16 protein-coding genes and 1 tRNA gene are annotated in these 15,746 nt (G+C 71.8%); 10 read left to right on the top strand and 7 right to left on the bottom strand.

Going from position 1 to position 15,746, the window contains the following annotated elements:
• Position 1 precedes the first annotated feature (1 nt).
• The 3 genes from EV284_RS28565 to phoU form a co-directional block, all read right to left on the bottom strand.
• A complete protein-coding gene (locus EV284_RS28565; protein ID WP_130339150.1) occupies positions 2-1,180 on the bottom strand; it encodes a low temperature requirement protein A in 1,179 nt (392 codons plus the stop codon).
• Positions 1,181-1,313: 133 nt separating this feature from the next.
• Positions 1,314-1,709: a DUF6234 family protein gene (locus EV284_RS28560; RefSeq protein WP_242625853.1), complete on the bottom strand. Its 396-nt coding sequence runs from the start codon at positions 1,707-1,709 to the stop codon at positions 1,314-1,316.
• Between the two features lie 63 nt (positions 1,710-1,772).
• Positions 1,773-2,444 carry a phosphate signaling complex protein PhoU gene (phoU, locus tag EV284_RS28555; protein ID WP_130339148.1) on the bottom strand — a complete coding sequence of 224 codons (672 nt, stop codon included), beginning with the start codon at positions 2,442-2,444 and terminating at the stop codon, positions 1,773-1,775.
• Positions 2,445-2,652: 208 nt separating this feature from the next.
• Between phoU and EV284_RS28550 the strand changes: the two genes are divergently transcribed.
• Complete coding sequence (locus EV284_RS28550) at positions 2,653-3,924, top strand: ATP-binding protein (RefSeq protein ID WP_130339146.1); 1,272 nt, start codon at positions 2,653-2,655, stop codon at positions 3,922-3,924.
• Entirely contained in the window at positions 3,921-4,601 is a 681-nt protein-coding gene (locus EV284_RS28545) for a response regulator transcription factor (protein ID WP_031183999.1), read from the top strand. The genes EV284_RS28550 and EV284_RS28545 overlap by 4 nt, the downstream gene beginning before the upstream one ends.
• 68 nt (positions 4,602-4,669) lie before the next feature.
• On the opposite strand, the gene EV284_RS28540 is transcribed toward EV284_RS28545, so the two are convergent.
• Positions 4,670-5,314: a DUF461 domain-containing protein gene (locus EV284_RS28540; RefSeq protein WP_130339144.1), complete on the bottom strand. Its 645-nt coding sequence runs from the start codon at positions 5,312-5,314 to the stop codon at positions 4,670-4,672.
• A 615-nt stretch (positions 5,315-5,929) separates the two neighbouring features.
• Between EV284_RS28540 and EV284_RS28530 the strand changes: the two genes are divergently transcribed.
• The 7 genes from EV284_RS28530 (at position 5,930) to EV284_RS28500 (ending at position 12,708) form a co-directional block, all read left to right on the top strand.
• Positions 5,930-6,412, top strand: coding sequence for a CarD family transcriptional regulator (locus tag EV284_RS28530; RefSeq protein ID WP_003953493.1), 483 nt, complete (start codon positions 5,930-5,932; stop codon positions 6,410-6,412).
• A 279-nt stretch (positions 6,413-6,691) separates the two neighbouring features.
• Complete coding sequence (gene ispD, locus EV284_RS28525) at positions 6,692-7,456, top strand: 2-C-methyl-D-erythritol 4-phosphate cytidylyltransferase (RefSeq protein WP_130339142.1); 765 nt, start codon at positions 6,692-6,694, stop codon at positions 7,454-7,456.
• Positions 7,446-7,940 (top strand): 2-C-methyl-D-erythritol 2,4-cyclodiphosphate synthase, encoded by a 495-nt coding sequence (ispF, locus tag EV284_RS28520; RefSeq protein WP_130339140.1) that lies wholly within the window; start codon positions 7,446-7,448, stop codon positions 7,938-7,940. The genes ispD and ispF overlap by 11 nt, the downstream gene beginning before the upstream one ends.
• Positions 7,941-7,989: 49 nt before the next feature.
• Positions 7,990-8,394 carry a PPOX class F420-dependent oxidoreductase gene (locus EV284_RS28515; protein ID WP_130339138.1) on the top strand — a complete coding sequence of 135 codons (405 nt, stop codon included), beginning with the start codon at positions 7,990-7,992 and terminating at the stop codon, positions 8,392-8,394.
• Between the two features lie 70 nt (positions 8,395-8,464).
• Complete coding sequence (gene cysS, locus EV284_RS28510; protein ID WP_130339136.1) at positions 8,465-9,868, top strand: cysteine--tRNA ligase; 1,404 nt, start codon at positions 8,465-8,467, stop codon at positions 9,866-9,868.
• Positions 9,869-9,955: 87 nt separating this feature from the next.
• Entirely contained in the window at positions 9,956-10,894 is a 939-nt protein-coding gene (gene rlmB, locus EV284_RS28505; RefSeq protein ID WP_130339134.1) for a 23S rRNA (guanosine(2251)-2'-O)-methyltransferase RlmB, read from the top strand.
• Positions 10,895-11,022: 128 nt separating this feature from the next.
• Positions 11,023-12,708 (top strand): DoxX family protein, encoded by a 1,686-nt coding sequence (locus tag EV284_RS28500; RefSeq protein WP_207229159.1) that lies wholly within the window; start codon positions 11,023-11,025, stop codon positions 12,706-12,708.
• 65 nt (positions 12,709-12,773) lie between these two features.
• Here the strand turns inward: EV284_RS28500 and EV284_RS28495 are convergent, their stop codons facing one another.
• From EV284_RS28495 to ugpC, 3 genes are all read right to left on the bottom strand, one after another.
• Positions 12,774-13,505, bottom strand: a complete 732-nt coding sequence (locus EV284_RS28495) for a nucleotidyltransferase family protein (RefSeq protein ID WP_130339132.1) — start codon at positions 13,503-13,505, stop codon at positions 12,774-12,776.
• Positions 13,506-13,631: 126 nt separating this feature from the next.
• Positions 13,632-14,111: a hypothetical protein gene (locus EV284_RS28490; RefSeq protein WP_031184007.1), complete on the bottom strand. Its 480-nt coding sequence runs from the start codon at positions 14,109-14,111 to the stop codon at positions 13,632-13,634.
• A 202-nt stretch (positions 14,112-14,313) separates the two neighbouring features.
• A complete protein-coding gene (gene ugpC / locus EV284_RS28485) occupies positions 14,314-15,453 on the bottom strand; it encodes a sn-glycerol-3-phosphate ABC transporter ATP-binding protein UgpC (protein ID WP_130339130.1) in 1,140 nt (379 codons plus the stop codon).
• A gap of 200 nt (positions 15,454-15,653) precedes the next feature.
• Here ugpC and EV284_RS28480 point away from each other — a divergent pair.
• Positions 15,654-15,728, top strand: a tRNA-Thr gene (locus EV284_RS28480).
• Positions 15,729-15,746 lie beyond the last annotated feature (18 nt).

Genomic DNA, 15,746 nt, shown 5'->3' with positions numbered 1-15,746 from the left:
GCTACGTCCGGGCCGGATCACGCGCCGGACGTCCGGCCCGCTCCGTCACCGTGACCACCGCCGCCACCAGCACCGACATCACGCACCCCGTGGCCAGCACGGGGCTCGGCGTGAAGGTGACCGCGAGGACGGCGAGGACGCCCGCCGCCCAGATGGCGTCCGGAGCACCGAAAGGGACGGCGCCCCGGTGCAGCAGCCGGAGCACCGCGACGTACAGGGCGACCGGCACCGTGTACGCCGCCGCGACCACCGGCCGGTCGAGGTGCGCGTGCCCCGTGAGGTGCGCGATCTCGACGGCGAGCCCGGCGGCGACGGCCGCCGCGGAGGCGTAGACGAAGTAGTGGCCGTAACCCCAGCGGAGCGCCGTCCCCAGGGAGTTGAGTTTCCCGGCGGCGCTCTGGGTGAAGTACAGCCACCACATGGCGAAGACGGTGAGGACGCCGCCGACCACGAGCGGGGCGATGTCGCCGAGGGAGACCTCGGTGTCGAGGGCGGCGCGGACCGTGGCGGTCGCGGCGGTGATGGACTCGCCGAGGACGATCAGGGTGAACAGCCCGTACCGCTCGGCGATGTGGTGCGGGTGCCAGGTGGTCTGACCGGCGCGCTCCGCCCAGGCGGGGACGGCGAGTTCGGCGACGACGAGCACCAGGAAGGACGGCAGCCCGGCGTCCTCCGGCAGCCACAGCCGCGCGACCCAGCCGATCTGTACGACGAGGATGCCGGCCGCGTACCGCAGACACGTCCGCCGCCGCTCCGGGTCGCTGCGGGCGGCGCGCAGCCACTGGCTCACCATGGCCAGCCGCATCACGACGTACCCGTACGTGATGACCGTGAAGTCGTACTCCTCCAGCGCCTTCGACGCACCCGCCGCCAGCACCAGCGCGCCGGCGATCTGGAGCAGCGTGAGGAGGCGGTACGGCACGTCGTCGGTGTCGTAGGCCGAGGCGAACCACGTGAAGTTCATCCACGCCCACCAGATGGCGAAGAACACGAGCACGTAGCCGAGGACTCCGTGACCGAGCTTCCCGGCGGCGAGCTCGTGCTCGAAGGCCGCGGCGGTCTGGGCCACGGCGGTGACGAAACAGAGGTCGAAGAACAGCTCCAGGACGGTGGCCGTCCGGTGCCGTTCGGTACTGGGACGGGGGAGCATGGGGCGGTGCCAGGGGGTGGGGTGGGTCATAACGGGCCATGGTGCCGTACGGGCGGTGCCGTGGGGTGGAGCGGACGCGTGACGGGTCACCTCATGCCCGGGCCTGCCTGCTGTCCTCCCGGCGAACGCCCCCACCTGCGCCGACGCCCGCAGGCAGGCTCGCTCAGCAACCCGCGCTGTACCGCACGCATCCCGGTGCCGAGTGGCTCTTCTCCCAGTCGTGCCGCTCGCCCGCCAGCGCGCCGCCCAGCAGGAGGGCCAGCAGCAGGTGGGCGGTCACCGTCCAGCGGGCGCGGAAGAGTGCCGCGAGCACGACCACGACGAGCGCCGCGATCTGCAGCACCCGCAGCCGTTCCATGAACGCCAGGTGCGCCGCGTCGATCCGCGCCTGTTCGCCCTGCGCGGCCCACACCTCCAGGCCGACGCCGTACACCGCGTCCAGCACCACCCAGCCGGTCTCCAGCAGGAACAGGGGGATCGCCAGGGCCAGGTCCACGCCCAGGCGGGTCCGGCGGGACCAGGGGAACCGGCGTCTCGGGGCCGGAAGGGTTTCTGCCATGAAGGCAGGGTGCGGCAGGCGGGCGGGGCCGCACATGAGCACCCGTACTCAGAAGGGGGCGGCTCAGCCCGTCGTGCCCTCCTGCTGGATCTCGTCCGCGTGTTCACCCGTCACCAGGTACACGACGCGCTTCGCGACGGACACCGCGTGGTCCGCGTAGCGCTCGTAGTAGCGGCCGAGGAGGGTGACGTCGACGGCCGTCTCGATGCCGTGCTTCCAGCGGTCGTCGATGAGGTGCTGGAAGAGGGTGCGGTGGAGGAGGTCCATGTCGTCGTCGTCCTGCTCCAGCTGGAGCGCGAGGTCGACGTCCTTGGTGATGATGACCTCCGCCGCCTTCGCCATGAGGCGCTGCGCGAGCTGGCCCATCTCCAGGATGGTGGCGTGCAGGTCCTGCGGGACGGCGCGCTCGGGGAACCGCAGCCGGGTCAGCTTGGCCACGTGCTGGGCGAGGTCGCCCGAGCGCTCCAGGTCGGCCGACATCCGCAGCGAGGTGACGACGATGCGCAGGTCCGTCGCCACCGGCTGCTGCCGCGCCAGCAGGGCTATCGCCCGCGCCTCCAGGTCGTGCTGGAGTTCGTCGACCCGCTGGTCGGCCTCGATCACGCTCTCGGCCAGCTTGAGGTCGGCGTCCAGGATGGCGGTGGTGGCGCGCCCGATGGCGGAGCCGACCAGCCGGGCCATCTCCACCAGACCGTCGCCGATCGAGTCCAGTTCCTCGTGGTACGCGTCCCGCATCAGGTTCCCTCTCCTACTACGTGTCGTCGGGGGGTCCAAGCCCGTGGCCGGTGCGAACCCCACGCTCCCACGTTCCGTCCCGTACGCGTCCGTTTCCGCCCTCCCGAATGAACCACCACTGGATGGAAGGTGAACTCTGGGCGACGAGTGCCCGAGGTCGCACGACGGTGGCTGTGGCCAGGCTGGACGCCATGCCTAACCTGGTGACATGGACGTGAACGCGGCGGTCGCCGCAGCGGCGGCGATCGCCGGTGTACTCACCGGTGTCATCGCCATGCTGGCGTTCCGCTGGAGCGAACGCGACCAGAAGCGCCCCACCCGTACCTCCCTGCACACCGACGCGGTGCTCCCGCCCGGCGTGGACACCGTGCTGTCGGTGCTCCGCTCCTCCGCCGTCGTCCTCGACGAGGCCGACGCCGTGGTCAAGGCCAGCTCCGCCGCGTACGCCCTCGGACTGGTCCGGGGCGGAAAGCTCGCCGTGGAGCCGATGCTCCAGATGGCGCGCGACACCCGGCGCGACGGGGAGATACGACAGGTCGAGCTGGACCTGCCCCGGCGCGGCACCGGACGGGGCGAGGCCCTAGCCGTGTCCGCCCGCGTGGCCCCGCTCGGCTCCCGGCTGGTACTGCTGCTGGTCGAGGACCTGACCGAGGCCCGCCGCATCGAGGCGGTACGCCGTGACTTCGTGGCCAACGTGAGCCACGAGCTGAAGACCCCCGTAGGAGCGCTCTCCCTGCTCTCCGAGGCTGTCATGGACGCCGCCGACGAGCCCGACGCGGTCCAGCGCTTCGCCGGGCGGATGCAGATCGAGGCCACCCGGCTGACCAACCTCGTCCAGGAGCTGATCGACCTCTCGCGCGTGCAGAACGACGACCCGCTGGAGGACGCCGAGCCGGTGCGCGTGGCGGAGCTGGTCGCCGAGGCCGTCGACCGCTGCCGCCACCAGGCCGGTACGAAGCAGATCACCATGGCCACCGCCATCCAGGACCCGCCCGGCGCGGTACGGGCCGGCCTGCACGTCTGGGGCAACCGCGGCCAGCTCGCCGCCGCCCTCGGCAACCTGGTCGAGAACGCGGTCAACTACTCCCCGGCCCACACCCGCGTCGGCATCTCCGCCCGCCGGATCGCCGCCCCGGGCGGCGAGCTGATCGAGCTCGCCGTCACCGACCAGGGCATCGGCATCTCCGACAAGGACAAGGAGCGCATCTTCGAGCGCTTCTACCGCGTCGACCCCGCCCGCTCGCGCGCCACCGGCGGCACCGGCCTCGGCCTCGCCATCGTCAAGCACGTGGTCGCCTCGCACGGCGGCGAGGTCTCGGTCTGGAGCGCCGAGGGCCAGGGCTCCACCTTCACCCTGCGGCTGCCGGAGGCGGGCGTCGCCCGCGACCGCGCTGCCAGGCACCCCGGACTCGACGACGCGTCCGGTACCGCCGATCAGTCCCCGTACGCTTCGCTTCCCTCCCCGGAGGTCCTTCCGTGACCCGAGTGCTCGTCGTCGAGGACGAGGAGTCCTTCTCCGACGCCCTGTCGTACATGCTGCGCAAGGAGGGCTTCGAGGTCGCCGTCGCCGCGACCGGCCCCGACGGCCTGGACGAGTTCGAACGCAACGGCGCCGACCTGGTGCTGCTGGACCTGATGCTGCCGGGGCTGCCCGGCACCGAGGTGTGCCGCCAGTTGCGCGGCCGCTCCAACGTCCCGGTGATCATGGTGACCGCCAAGGACAGCGAGATCGACAAGGTCGTCGGCCTGGAGATAGGGGCCGACGACTACGTCACCAAGCCCTTCTCCTCGCGCGAGCTGGTCGCCCGTATCCGCGCGGTGCTGCGCCGGCGCGGCGAGCCGGAGGAGGTCACCCCGGCGGCGCTGGAGGCCGGGCCGGTCCGGATGGACGTCGACCGCCATGTGGTGACGGTGTCCGGGGCCAAGGTCGACCTGCCGCTCAAGGAGTTCGACCTGCTGGAGATGCTGCTGCGCAACGCCGGCCGGGTGCTGACCCGGATGCAGCTCATCGACCGGGTGTGGGGCGCCGACTACGTGGGCGACACCAAGACCCTCGACGTCCATGTGAAGCGGCTGCGCGCCAAGATCGAGCCGGACCCGGGCGCGCCGCGCTATCTGGTGACGGTGCGCGGGCTCGGCTACAAGTTCGAGCCGTAGGCCGTACGGGCCTGACAGGACTGAGGGGGGCACCCGGCCGGGTGCCCCCCTCAGTCACGCGTACGTGCTCACTGCCCCGCGGACGCCGAGGCGGAGTCGCTCGGGGAGGACGCCGGTGCGCTGGGCTTGTCGCCCGCGGGCTTGTCGCTCGCGGACGGGCTGCCCGAGGGCGAGGAGGACGCGGCGGCCGGGGCGGACGGCACCTCGCTCGGGCCCCAGCCGCTGAAGTAGCTGGTCGCCGGGACGACGAAGGCGCGCAGGCTGACCGCACCGGTCTTGCTGAAGGTGAAGGTGACCTTCTGCGCGTTGCCGTTCTGGACCGCCTCGCGGCCGCTGGCCAGCATGGCGGAGGCGTTGCCCTTGCCGCCGATGACGAGGCGGCCGTGGGCCGGGACGGTGAGCGTTCCGCCCTTGGCGGGCTTCAGCTCGACCTTCTCGTTGCTGCCCTCGACGGCGATCGACTGGAGGTCCTGGTCGGTCGAGCCGTCGTTGAACAGCGTGGCGGCGACGGCGGCCGGACCGTTGGCCTTGGCGTCGGGCTGGGTGATGACCAGGGCGTTCTGCACCTTGATGGCCCCGACACTGGTCGCGGCGTTGTCCGGCCGGATCTCCAGCGTCTGGGCGTTGTTGCCGGCGCCGCAGGCGGCGAGCGAGGCGATCGAGAACGCGAGGGCGGATGCGGCGAGGGCGCCGCGTCGAAGGCTGCTGCTCACGGCGGCGGCAACTCCTTGAACGCACAGGGGCGGCTGTCCTGTAAAGCCGCCCTAAGGATCTGTCAGCGCCCTCAGGCTACCGAGCCGTTCACGCGCCGCCGCACCCGACCCTCCCCAACCGCCCCGCTTCCCTCCCGCTGGGGGTACCGGCCACCTCGCTGACCACCCGCCACGAGCTTCCCGTCCGCCATTCGGATAACGCCGTACGACGCCGTTGACGGCATCCCGGTGACGCGCCGCGACACTCCGGGCGGCATTTCCGTGAAGGAATACGCGCGTGTCCGGAATTGATCACCGCCGGGTGGCGTGATCAATTCCGGAATCGTCTCGTACCCGACTCCGGTCATCGAACGAAGGAGCGGAAGTCGTACGCTTGGAAGCGGTCAAACCGGGACATTCAACCAATCGAGGCGGCCGTCTGGGGCGTGTGACGTAGATGTTTCACTCTGCACGCAGAGTGGCCCTCACCTGCGAATTCCCGCTTCCGCGGGTGGCCCGCAGCACGTTCCTGTTGCTGTTGTCAAGCCCCGAGATATGCCCTGACCTGCGAAAACGCCATTCAGAAGACGCCGTATCCGTGTTACCCTGGATAGCCACGGAAGGGGTACCTGTCACATGACGTTCAAGGTTGGCGACACCGTGGTCTATCCCCATCACGGGGCCGCGCTGATCGAGGCAATCGAAACTCGTCAGATCAAAGGCGTGGACAAGACCTACTTGGTGCTGAAGGTCGCCCAGGGCGACCTGACGGTACGTGTGCCAGCGGACAATGCGGAGTTCGTCGGCGTGCGTGATGTGGTCGGTCAGGACGGGCTGGACCGGGTCTTCGAGGTGCTGCGCGCACCGTACGCCGAAGAGCCCACGAACTGGTCGCGCCGCTACAAGGCAAATCTGGAGAAGCTCGCCTCCGGCGACGTCATCAAGGTCGCGGAAGTCGTGCGTGACCTGTGGCGCCGCGAGCGCGAGCGCGGACTCTCCGCCGGTGAGAAGCGCATGCTCGCCAAGGCCCGCCAGATCCTGGTGAGCGAGCTGGCCCTCGCGGAGAACACCAACGAGGACAAGGCCGAGGCGCTGCTCGACGAGGTACTCGCCTCCTGACACGGAGCGGGCGGCGTGCCGCGCCCGCCTTCACGTCCAGCGCAGCAAAAATGCCGTGGTGCCCGATGACACTCACCCTGTCGCCGGGCGCTGCGGCATATTCGTCCCCGCATGCCTCCCCTGTGCACTGCCCCTGTCGTTCAGCTCCCCTGTGTTGTTCTCCTCCGGGGGTGGACGGCTCGACCGCGGTTCACGGAAAGGGTCCGGTCGAGGCGTCGTGCCCGGCGCTCCTCCAGCCAATACCCACCGGCCCCGAGCACACAAACCTGACAGGAACCGATGTCTGACGAATCGCGTCCCGCGCCCGCCGAGCCGCGCCAGGACAGCCGTGTCGCCGCCGTGATCCCCGCCGCCGGCCGGGGCGTACGCCTCGGTCCGGGCGCCCCCAAGGCGCTCCGGGCGCTGAACGGCACCCCCATGCTGATCCACGCGATCCGCGCCCTGGCCGCCTCCCGGCACGTCTCCCTGGTGGTCGTCGTCGCCCCGCCGGACGGCGCCGCCGAGGTCAAGTCGCTGCTGGACGCGCACGCGCTGCCCGAGCGCACGGACTTCCTGGTCGTGCCCGGCGGAGAGAGCCGCCAGGAGTCGGTCCGCCTGGGCCTGGACGCCCTGCCCCCCGCCTACGACGTCGTCCTGGTGCACGACGCCGCCCGCCCCCTCGTCCCCGTCGACACCGTGGACACGGTCGTCGAGGCGGTGCGCGACGGCGCCCCGGCCGTGGTCCCCGCCCTGCCGCTGGCCGACACGGTCAAGGAGGTCGAGCCCGCGGCCGTCCCGGGCGAGCCCGAGCCGGTGCTCGGAACCCCTCGCCGGGCCCGGCTGCGCGCCGTACAGACCCCGCAGGGCTTCGACCGGGCCACGCTGGTCCGCGCCCACGAGACGGTCAGCGAGGACGTCACCGACGACGCGAGCATGGTCGAGCGGCTGGGTGAGCGGGTCGTGACCGTGCCCGGTCACGAGGAGGCGTTCAAGGTGACCCGGCCGCTGGACCTCGTCCTCGCCGAGGCGGTCCTCACCCGCAGGAGGCTCAACGATGGCTTCTGAGCTCCCCGCGCTGCCCCAGGTGGGCATCGGCACCGACATCCACGCCTTCGAGGACGGCCGCGAGCTGTGGTGCGCCGGGCTGAAGTGGGAGGACGCCGGGCCGGGCCTGGCCGGGCACTCCGACGCCGACGTGGTCGCGCACGCCGCCTGCAACGCGCTGTTCTCCGCCGCCGGCCTCGGTGACCTGGGGCAGCACTTCGGCACCGGCCGGCCCGAGTGGTCCGGCGCGTCCGGGGTCGTCCTGCTCACCGAGGCGGCCCGGATCGTGCGGGACGCCGGCTTCGCCATCGGCAATGTCGCTGTGCAGGTCGTCGGGCCCCGCCCGAAGATCGGCAAGCGGCGGGACGAGGCGCAGCGGATTCTCAGCGCCGCCGCCGGGGCACCGGTGTCCGTCTCCGGCGCGACCACCGACGGGCTCGGCTTCCCCGGCCGGGACGAGGGGCTGATGGCGGTCGCCACGGCCCTCGTGGTGCGCGTGTCGTAGGGGCGTGCGAGGGTACCCGCACAGCCACCGTCGATCGAGGAGGATCTTCATGTCCGCAGCGCTGTCCGACCGGCTCAAGTCCCTGCTGGACACACCCGTGTTCATCGTCGTCGGCACCCTCCAGCCCGACGGCAGCCCGCAGATGTCACCGGTGTGGGTGAAGCGGGACGGGGACGACGTCCTGATCTCCACCACGGTCGGCCGGCGCAAGGAGAAGAACCTCAGGCGCGACCCGCGGGTCACCGTCGTCGTCGTGGACCCGGAGAACCCCTACGAGTACGCCGAGATCCGCGGCACCGCCGAGCTGACCACCGAGGGCGGCCAGGCCCTCATCGACGAGCTGTCCCTGAAGTACACCGGCAAGAAGTACGCCGAGTTCAACCCGGCCTCCGCCGACGACGCCGAGCGCGTCGTCGTCCGCATCACCCCCCGCAAGGTGGTCGGCAGCCTGTAGGGGACAGCCCGGAGCGGCGATGTCACCGTCCGGTGGCATCGCACGGCCCCGCTCCCACTACCCTGGTGTGGTGACCATTCGCCTGTACGACACCAGCGCCCGGCAGATCCGCGACTTCACCCCGGCCCAGCCGGGCTGTGTCTCGATCTACCTGTGTGGCGCCACCGTGCAGGCGGCACCGCACATCGGGCACATCCGCTCGGGCCTGAACTTCGACATCATGCGCCGCTGGTTCGAGTACCGCGGCTACGACGTGACGTTCATCCGCAACGTCACGGACATCGACGACAAGATCATCAACAAGGCCCACGAGCAGAAGCGCCCCTGGTGGGCCATCGGGTACGAGAACGAGCGGGCGTTCAACGACGCCTACGCCGCGCTCGGCTGCCTGCCGCCCACCTACGAGCCCCGCGCGACCGGCCACATCACCGAGATGATCGAGATGATGCAGGGCCTCATCGAGCGCGGCCACGCCTACGAGGCCGACGGCAACGTCTACTTCGACGTGCGCTCCTTCGACGGCTACCTTCAGCTGTCCCGCCAGGAGCTGGACAACCTGCTCCAGCCGTCCGGCGAGGGCGAGACCGGCAAGCGGGACCCGCGCGACTTCGCCATGTGGAAGGCGGTCAAGCCGGGCGAGCCGAGCTGGCCGACGCCCTGGGGGCCCGGCCGCCCCGGCTGGCACCTGGAGTGCTCGGCCATGGCGCACAAATACCTGGGCACCGTGTTCGACATCCACGGCGGCGGCCTGGACCTGATCTTCCCGCACCACGAGAACGAGATCGCCCAGGCCAAGGCGTTCGGCGACGACTTCGCGCGGTACTGGGTGCACAACGCCTGGGTGACCATGGCGGGCGACAAGATGTCCAAGTCGCTGGGCAACAGCGTGCTGGTCTCCGAGATGGTCAAGCAGTGGCGTCCCATCGTCCTGCGCTACTACCTCGGCACCCCGCACTACCGCTCGATGATCGAGTACAGCGAGGAGTCGCTGCGCGAGGCCGAGGTGGCGTTCGCGCGCATCGAGGGCTTCGTGCAGCGCGCGCTGGAGAAGGCCGGGGGCGAGGTCGAACCGGCCACCGAGGTGCCGCCGGCCTTCGCCGAGGCGATGGACGACGACCTGGGCGTGCCGCAGGCCCTCGCCGTCGTGCACACCACGGTCCGCCAGGGCAACAGCGCGCTGGCCGCCGACGACAAGGAGGCGGCCGTCGCCCGCCTCGCCGAGGTGCGCGCCATGCTCGGCGTCCTCGGACTCGACCCGCTGGACCCCCAGTGGTCCGGTGAGGGCGGCGAGCGCGGCGAAGACCTCCACGGTGTGGTGGACAGCCTCGTCCGGCTCGTGCTGGAGCAGCGCGAGTCCGCCCGCGGCCGCAAGGACTGGGCCACCGCCGACGCCATCCGCGACCAGCTGGGCCAGTCCGGCCTGGTCGTCGAGGACAGCCCGCAGGGCCCGCGCTGGAGCCTCGGCCCGCGCTAGCCACACGGCTTGATCGAGTGTGCCGCCCGGCGATCCGGGCGGCACACTGCATACATACGTACGAACGCTCACGGAGACGGGTAACTCATGGCGAACAACCGCCGCATGTCAGGCAAGAAGGGTGCCCAGGTCGGCAGCGGCGGCCAGCGGCGCCGTGGCCTGGAGGGCAAGGGCCCCACGCCCCCCGCCGAGGCGCGCAAGGGCCACGCCAAGCAGCGTGCCGCCGCCGCCAAGGTCCGCCGTGCCCAGGGCCGCCCCCAGCAGCGCAAGGGCGGCGGCCGGTCCACCTCCGAGCTGGTCGTCGGCCGCAACCCGGTGTTCGAGGCACTGCGCGACGGGGTGCCCGCCACCATGCTCTACGTCCAGCAGTTCATCGACAACGACGAGCGCGTCCGCGAGGCCCTGCAGCTCGCCGCCGAGCGCGGCAACATCCACCTCATGGAGGCCCCGCGCCCCGAGCTGGACCGCATGACCAACGGCCTGAACCACCAGGGCCTCGTCCTCCAGGTCCCGCCGTACGAGTACGCGCACCCCGAGGACCTGCCCGCCGGCGCCTACGACAAGGGCGAGGACCCGCTGATCGTCGCCCTCGACGGCGTCACGGACCCGCGCAACCTCGGCGCCGTCGTCCGCTCCGTCTCCGCCTTCGGCGGGCACGGCGTGGTCGTGCCCGAGCGCCGCTCGGCCGGCATGAGCGCCGGTGCCTGGAAGTCGTCGGCCGGTGCGGCCGCCCGTACGCCGGTCGCCCGTGCCACCAACCTCACGCGGACCCTGGAGCAGTACAAGAAGGCCGGGATCACCGTGGTCGGCCTGGCCGCCGACGGCGAGGCCGAGGTGGGCGACCTCGCGGAGCTGTCCGGGCCGGTCGTCATCGTGGTCGGCAGCGAGGGCAAGGGCCTGTCCCGCCTGGTCGGCGAGACCTGCGACCACCGCGTCCGCATCCCCATGCCGGGTGGCGCGGAGTCCCTCAACGCCGGTGTCGCCGCCGGTGTCGTGCTGTACGAGGCGTCCCGCCGCCGCTCCTGAACGACCGTTCGGCGATTCCCCCGGATGCGGTAATTCCGGGGGATGACCGGCGTTCACGACGACTTTGACGCGGCCCGGACACATCGGGCCGGTCAAAGCAGTGTCCTAACTCGGTGTCACTCGGTTAGATGAGTGTGGACACCAGAACACCCCGCACTCCCACGGGGGACCGCTCGTCGGGCTTCGACGACGCTCCCGCGCTGAGCATGGTGAAGGTGCCGAGCGATCCGGCGCAGGTCATCGTCAATCACGCCAGTTTCCGCGTGCAGTTGGGGACGGCGGGCAGGCGCGCCCAGTCCCCGGGAATCGCCCGGCATCTGAGCGCTCAGGACCCCGCGCGCCTGTCCGCCGCGGGCCCGGCGGGCGGGGCCGCGGGCCGGCGCCGTCCGGTCGTCTGGACCGGCCGCTCCGCGCCCGACGACACCGGTACCCACCGCCTGCTCCAGGCCGTCCGGGGCAGCAGCGTGCGCCACCCCGACGAACCGGCCGGTGCCACCCAGGTCATCCCGCGCCTCGACCCGGACCACACCGGCTACGCGGACGCCTACGACCGGCTCGACCCGACCGTCGAGACCCCCGTCCTCGGCCACCAGCGCACCGGCCCCGACGGCGGCACCCGCCTGCTGCCCCACATGCGCCCGGTCGGCAGCGCCTACGACGAGCCCCCGTACGACGAACCCCCGTACGCGGGCGAGGAGTTCGACCCCGACGAGTCATCCGTCCGGCCCGCCGGCTCACGGGCGGCCCGGCGCGGCGACGACCCGGCGCGGCACGCGTACTACCCCGGCCGCCGGCTGAACCTCGGCGTGGTGCTGCTCCCGCTGCGCGTCTTCCTCGGCTTCATCTCGATCTACGCCGGCATGGGCAAGCTGTGCGACCCCGTCTACTTCGACGGCGGCGAGCGCGGCTCCATGGTCAAGTGGCTCAACACCCTGCACCCGTGGGACGTGGCGGAGCCGCTGCGCCAGTTCGCGCTGCACCACCCGGTGGGCTCCGGGCTGGTCATCGCCTTCCTCCAGGTCGTGGTCGGCGTGCTGACCATCCTGGGCTGCTGGCAGCGGGTCGCCGCGGTGGTGGGCGCGCTGCTCTCGGCCGCGCTCATCGTCACCGTGAGCTGGAAGACGGTCCCGGCGTACGACGCGCCCGACATCATCTACCTGGCCGCCTGGTCCCCGCTGGTCATCGCGGGCGCCCCGGTGTACTCGGTGGACGGCAGGCTCGCGGGCAGCGCATGGCGCACGCTGGGCCCGCGCGCCGCCATCTGGGACCTGCGCCGCTACGTGCTGCGCCGGGGCGCGCTGATCACGGCCGTCACCGTCGGGCTGACCCTGCTGGTCGGCTCGCTGCTCGGCGGTGCGGTGCGCGACTCGAGCCGGGTGGTCGTGCCCGGTCCGGGTGAGGCGCCGCGCAACAACCAGCCCGGCTCACCACTGCCCTCGGAGCCCGGCGCTCCGCGCCGGCAGGCCAGCCCCTCGGCGTCCAGCTCGCCCACGGGCGGCGCCTCGGCGGGCGCGAGCCCGTCCGGCGCGGCCGGCACTCCCGGCGCGGGCCGTACGGCCGGTACGGCTCCTGCCGCGCCGAGCCAGACCCAGGGCACCACGGGCCAGGCTCCGCCCCAGCGGACCACCCCGACCACCGGGGGCGGTGGCGGTGCCCCCAGCACCACGGCGGGGCCGAGCAGCGCGGGCGGTACCGCGACCGGCGGCACCGGCTCCGGTACGTCGGGCGGCGGCACCCAGCCGGGCGGGGGCGGCGACGCGGGTGGGTCCTCCACCGGTCAGCCCGGCCTGGTGGGCGGTCTGTTCGGCAACTGATCCCCTCGGCACGCCAAGGGCCCCGTACCTCGCGGTGAGGTACGGGGCCCTTCGGCGCGTGTTCGTCAGGCGCGGCCGGCGTCCAGTTCCTTGGCGGCCTCGGTCAGGTCCTTGACGGTGTCGATGGCCCGCCAGTACGAGCCCTGGGGCAGCGGGAACCCGGCGAGCTTGCGCTCGCGGGCCAGGCGGGGGAAGGTCGCGCGCTCGTGGTCGCCCCGGTCGGGCAGCAGGTCGCGGAACTCGGGGGAGAACACGTACACACCGGCGTTGATCTCGACGGTGGACGGCGGGGCCTCGATGAAGTCGGTGATGTGTCCGAAGCCGTCCGTGCGTACGGCGCCCCAGGGGATGCGCGGCCGGGCCAGCGCGAGGGTGGCGACCGCGTCCCGCTCGGTGTGGAAGTCGGCCATGTCCCGCAGCGAGAAGCGGGTCCAGATGTCGCCGTTGGTGGCGTACCAGGGCCGGTCGGGGCGGGGGAGGTGAGCGGCGGCGTACTTCAGGCCGCCGCCGCGGCCGAGCGGCTCGGTCTCCACGACGGTGGTGACGGACAGCGGCAGCTCGGCCGTGGCCAGCCACTTCTGGAGGACCTCGGCGAGGTGGCCGCAGGAGACCACCACGTCCGTGACGCCCTCTTCGGCCAGCCAGCTCAGCTGGTGGCCGATGATCGGGGTGCCCGTGCCGGGGATCTCGACCATCGGCTTGGGCCGGTCGTCCGTGTAGGGGCGCAGCCGGGACCCCTGGCCCCCGGCCAGGACAACGGCTTGGGTGGGGCGCGCAGCGACGTTCGGATGGGTCATGCCCCGAACTGTACGTGGCGCCCCGGCGGCGTCCAGGGGCATGACAGGGCCGCTTGTGTGTGCCGATCGGCTGTGTGCCGATCGGCTGTGTGGCGGGCGACTATGTGGCTGTCAGCTGTGTGCCGGTCAGCTGTGTGCTGCCAGCACACCCGTCGCGAAGGACGTGTCGCACACCGGGCGGGCGTAGGACTGGGCTCGGGAGGCGCCGTAGAGGCGGACCGCGGCGCGGCCGAGGGTGCGGGCGATGGAGGTGCAGTGCTCGGCGAGCGCGGGGTGGCCGTTGACCGCCTGCTGGAGGTGGGTGAGGACCACGCCGGGGTTCTTGTCCTGAAGCTCGGTCAGCAGCCGGTCGCGCAGCACGTCCTGGGGCGCCGCCTTCTTCGCGGTGACCGTACGGGCGGTGCCGGCCTTCGCGGGGGCCTGGGCGACGTCCGAGGCGGTGAGCACGGAGCCTTCGGAGTCCCCGGTCCAGTTGACCCGCGTGACCGCGAGGGTTCCCGAGAGCACCAGGACGACAGGCAGGACGAGGGCGAGAGTGCGGCCGATCCGGCGGGCAGGGCCGCCCCGGTGGCCGCGTCGGGTCTGAGGGGTGGTGGAGTGCGTCACGCGAGTGAGGGTAGCGCTCGGTACTGATTTGGCGACATTTAGTCACCCTTACGGGGGATGAAGTCGCGCTGCTTTCTGGGTAGGGGGTTGACGCCGGGTGCCCGAATTGGTCCCTGTGCCGGGATATCCGCCGAACCGCGCCGGGTACGGCGGAAGGGGGCCCCGGGGGACCCCCTTCCTGTGAACTGCCTGTGCTGCCCGGTCAGTCGGAGAGACGCTCGCCCGTGGAGGTCGAGAACACGTGGATCTCGCCCGGCCGCGGCACGACGTGCAGCGTGGAGCCCTTCTCCGGCACCTGACGCCCGTTCACCCGGACGACGAGGTCCCGCACGTCACCGTCGACCTCGACGGCGCCGTACACGTACCCGTCGGCGCCCAGCTCCTCGACGACGTTCACCGAGACGGCGAGGCCGGCCGGGGCGTCGGCGCTGTCCTTGGTGAGCGTGGCGGCCGCCGTGCCGCCGCCCAGCTCGACCACGTCGAAGTGCTCGGGGCGGACGCCGACCGTCACCGTGGTGTCACCGCGGTCGGCGGCGGCCGAGAGCGCGTCCCGGCTGACCGGCACCACGCTGTTGCCGAACTTCACACCGCCGTCGGCGATCGGCACCTCGACCAGGTTCATCGCGGGTGAGCCGATGAAGCCGGCCACGAAGAGGTTGGCGGGGCGGTCGTACATGTTGCGCGGGGTGTCGACCTGCTGGAGCAGCCCGTCCTTGAGCACGGCCACCCGGTCGCCCATCGTCATGGCCTCGACCTGGTCGTGGGTGACGTAGACGGTGGTGATGCCCAGGCGCCGCTGGAGGGAGGCGATCTGGGTACGGGTGGAGACGCGGAGCTTGGCGTCCAGGTTGGACAGCGGCTCGTCCATGAGGAAGACCTGCGGCTCGCGGACGATCGCGCGGCCCATGGCGACACGCTGGCGCTGACCGCCGGAGAGCGCCTTGGGCTTGCGGTCCAGGTACTCGGTGAGGTCGAGGATCTTGGCGGCCTCCTCGACCTTCGCCCGGATCTCCGCCTTGTTGACGCCCGCGATCTTCAGGGCGAAGCCCATGTTGTCGGCGACCGTCATGTGCGGGTAGAGGGCGTAGTTCTGGAACACCATGGCGATGTCCCGGTCCTTGGGCGGCAGGTGGGTGACGTCGCGGTCACCGATGCGGATGGCGCCGCCGTTGACGTCCTCGAGCCCCGCGAGCATGCGGAGCGAGGTGGACTTGCCGCAGCCGGACGGACCGACGAGGACGAGGAACTCGCCGTCCTCGATCGCGATCTCCAGCGCGTCGACGGCGGGCTTGGTGGAGCCCGGATAGATCCGGGTCGCCTTGTCGAACGTGACAGTGGCCATGGTGAGGGGCCCCCTTCTACCGGCAGGAACGTGCCGGACGATCCGTTGTAGGAAGGTGGTTCATTGGTTCACCCAGGTGAACTGGCAGGACCGTACCCGCCTCCGACCTGCCCTGTCAGTACCCGGACGCCCCCGAATTTCCCCCACCGCCCCACACCCCCTCATGGGTACACTGCACACACGCGGGCCCACCGGCCCCCGCCTCCTTAGCTCAGTCCGGCCAGAGCAACGCACTTGTAATGCGTAGGTCGTCGGTTCGAATCCGACAGGGGGCTCCGGAAAGGCCCAGCTCA

It is taken from the genome of Streptomyces sp. BK022, assembly GCF_004217355.1.
GTDB lineage: Bacteria > Actinomycetota > Actinomycetes > Streptomycetales > Streptomycetaceae > Streptomyces > Streptomyces griseoluteus.
Note: the sequence above shows the minus strand (reverse complement) of the source record. Positions and strands in the feature narration are given on the sequence as shown.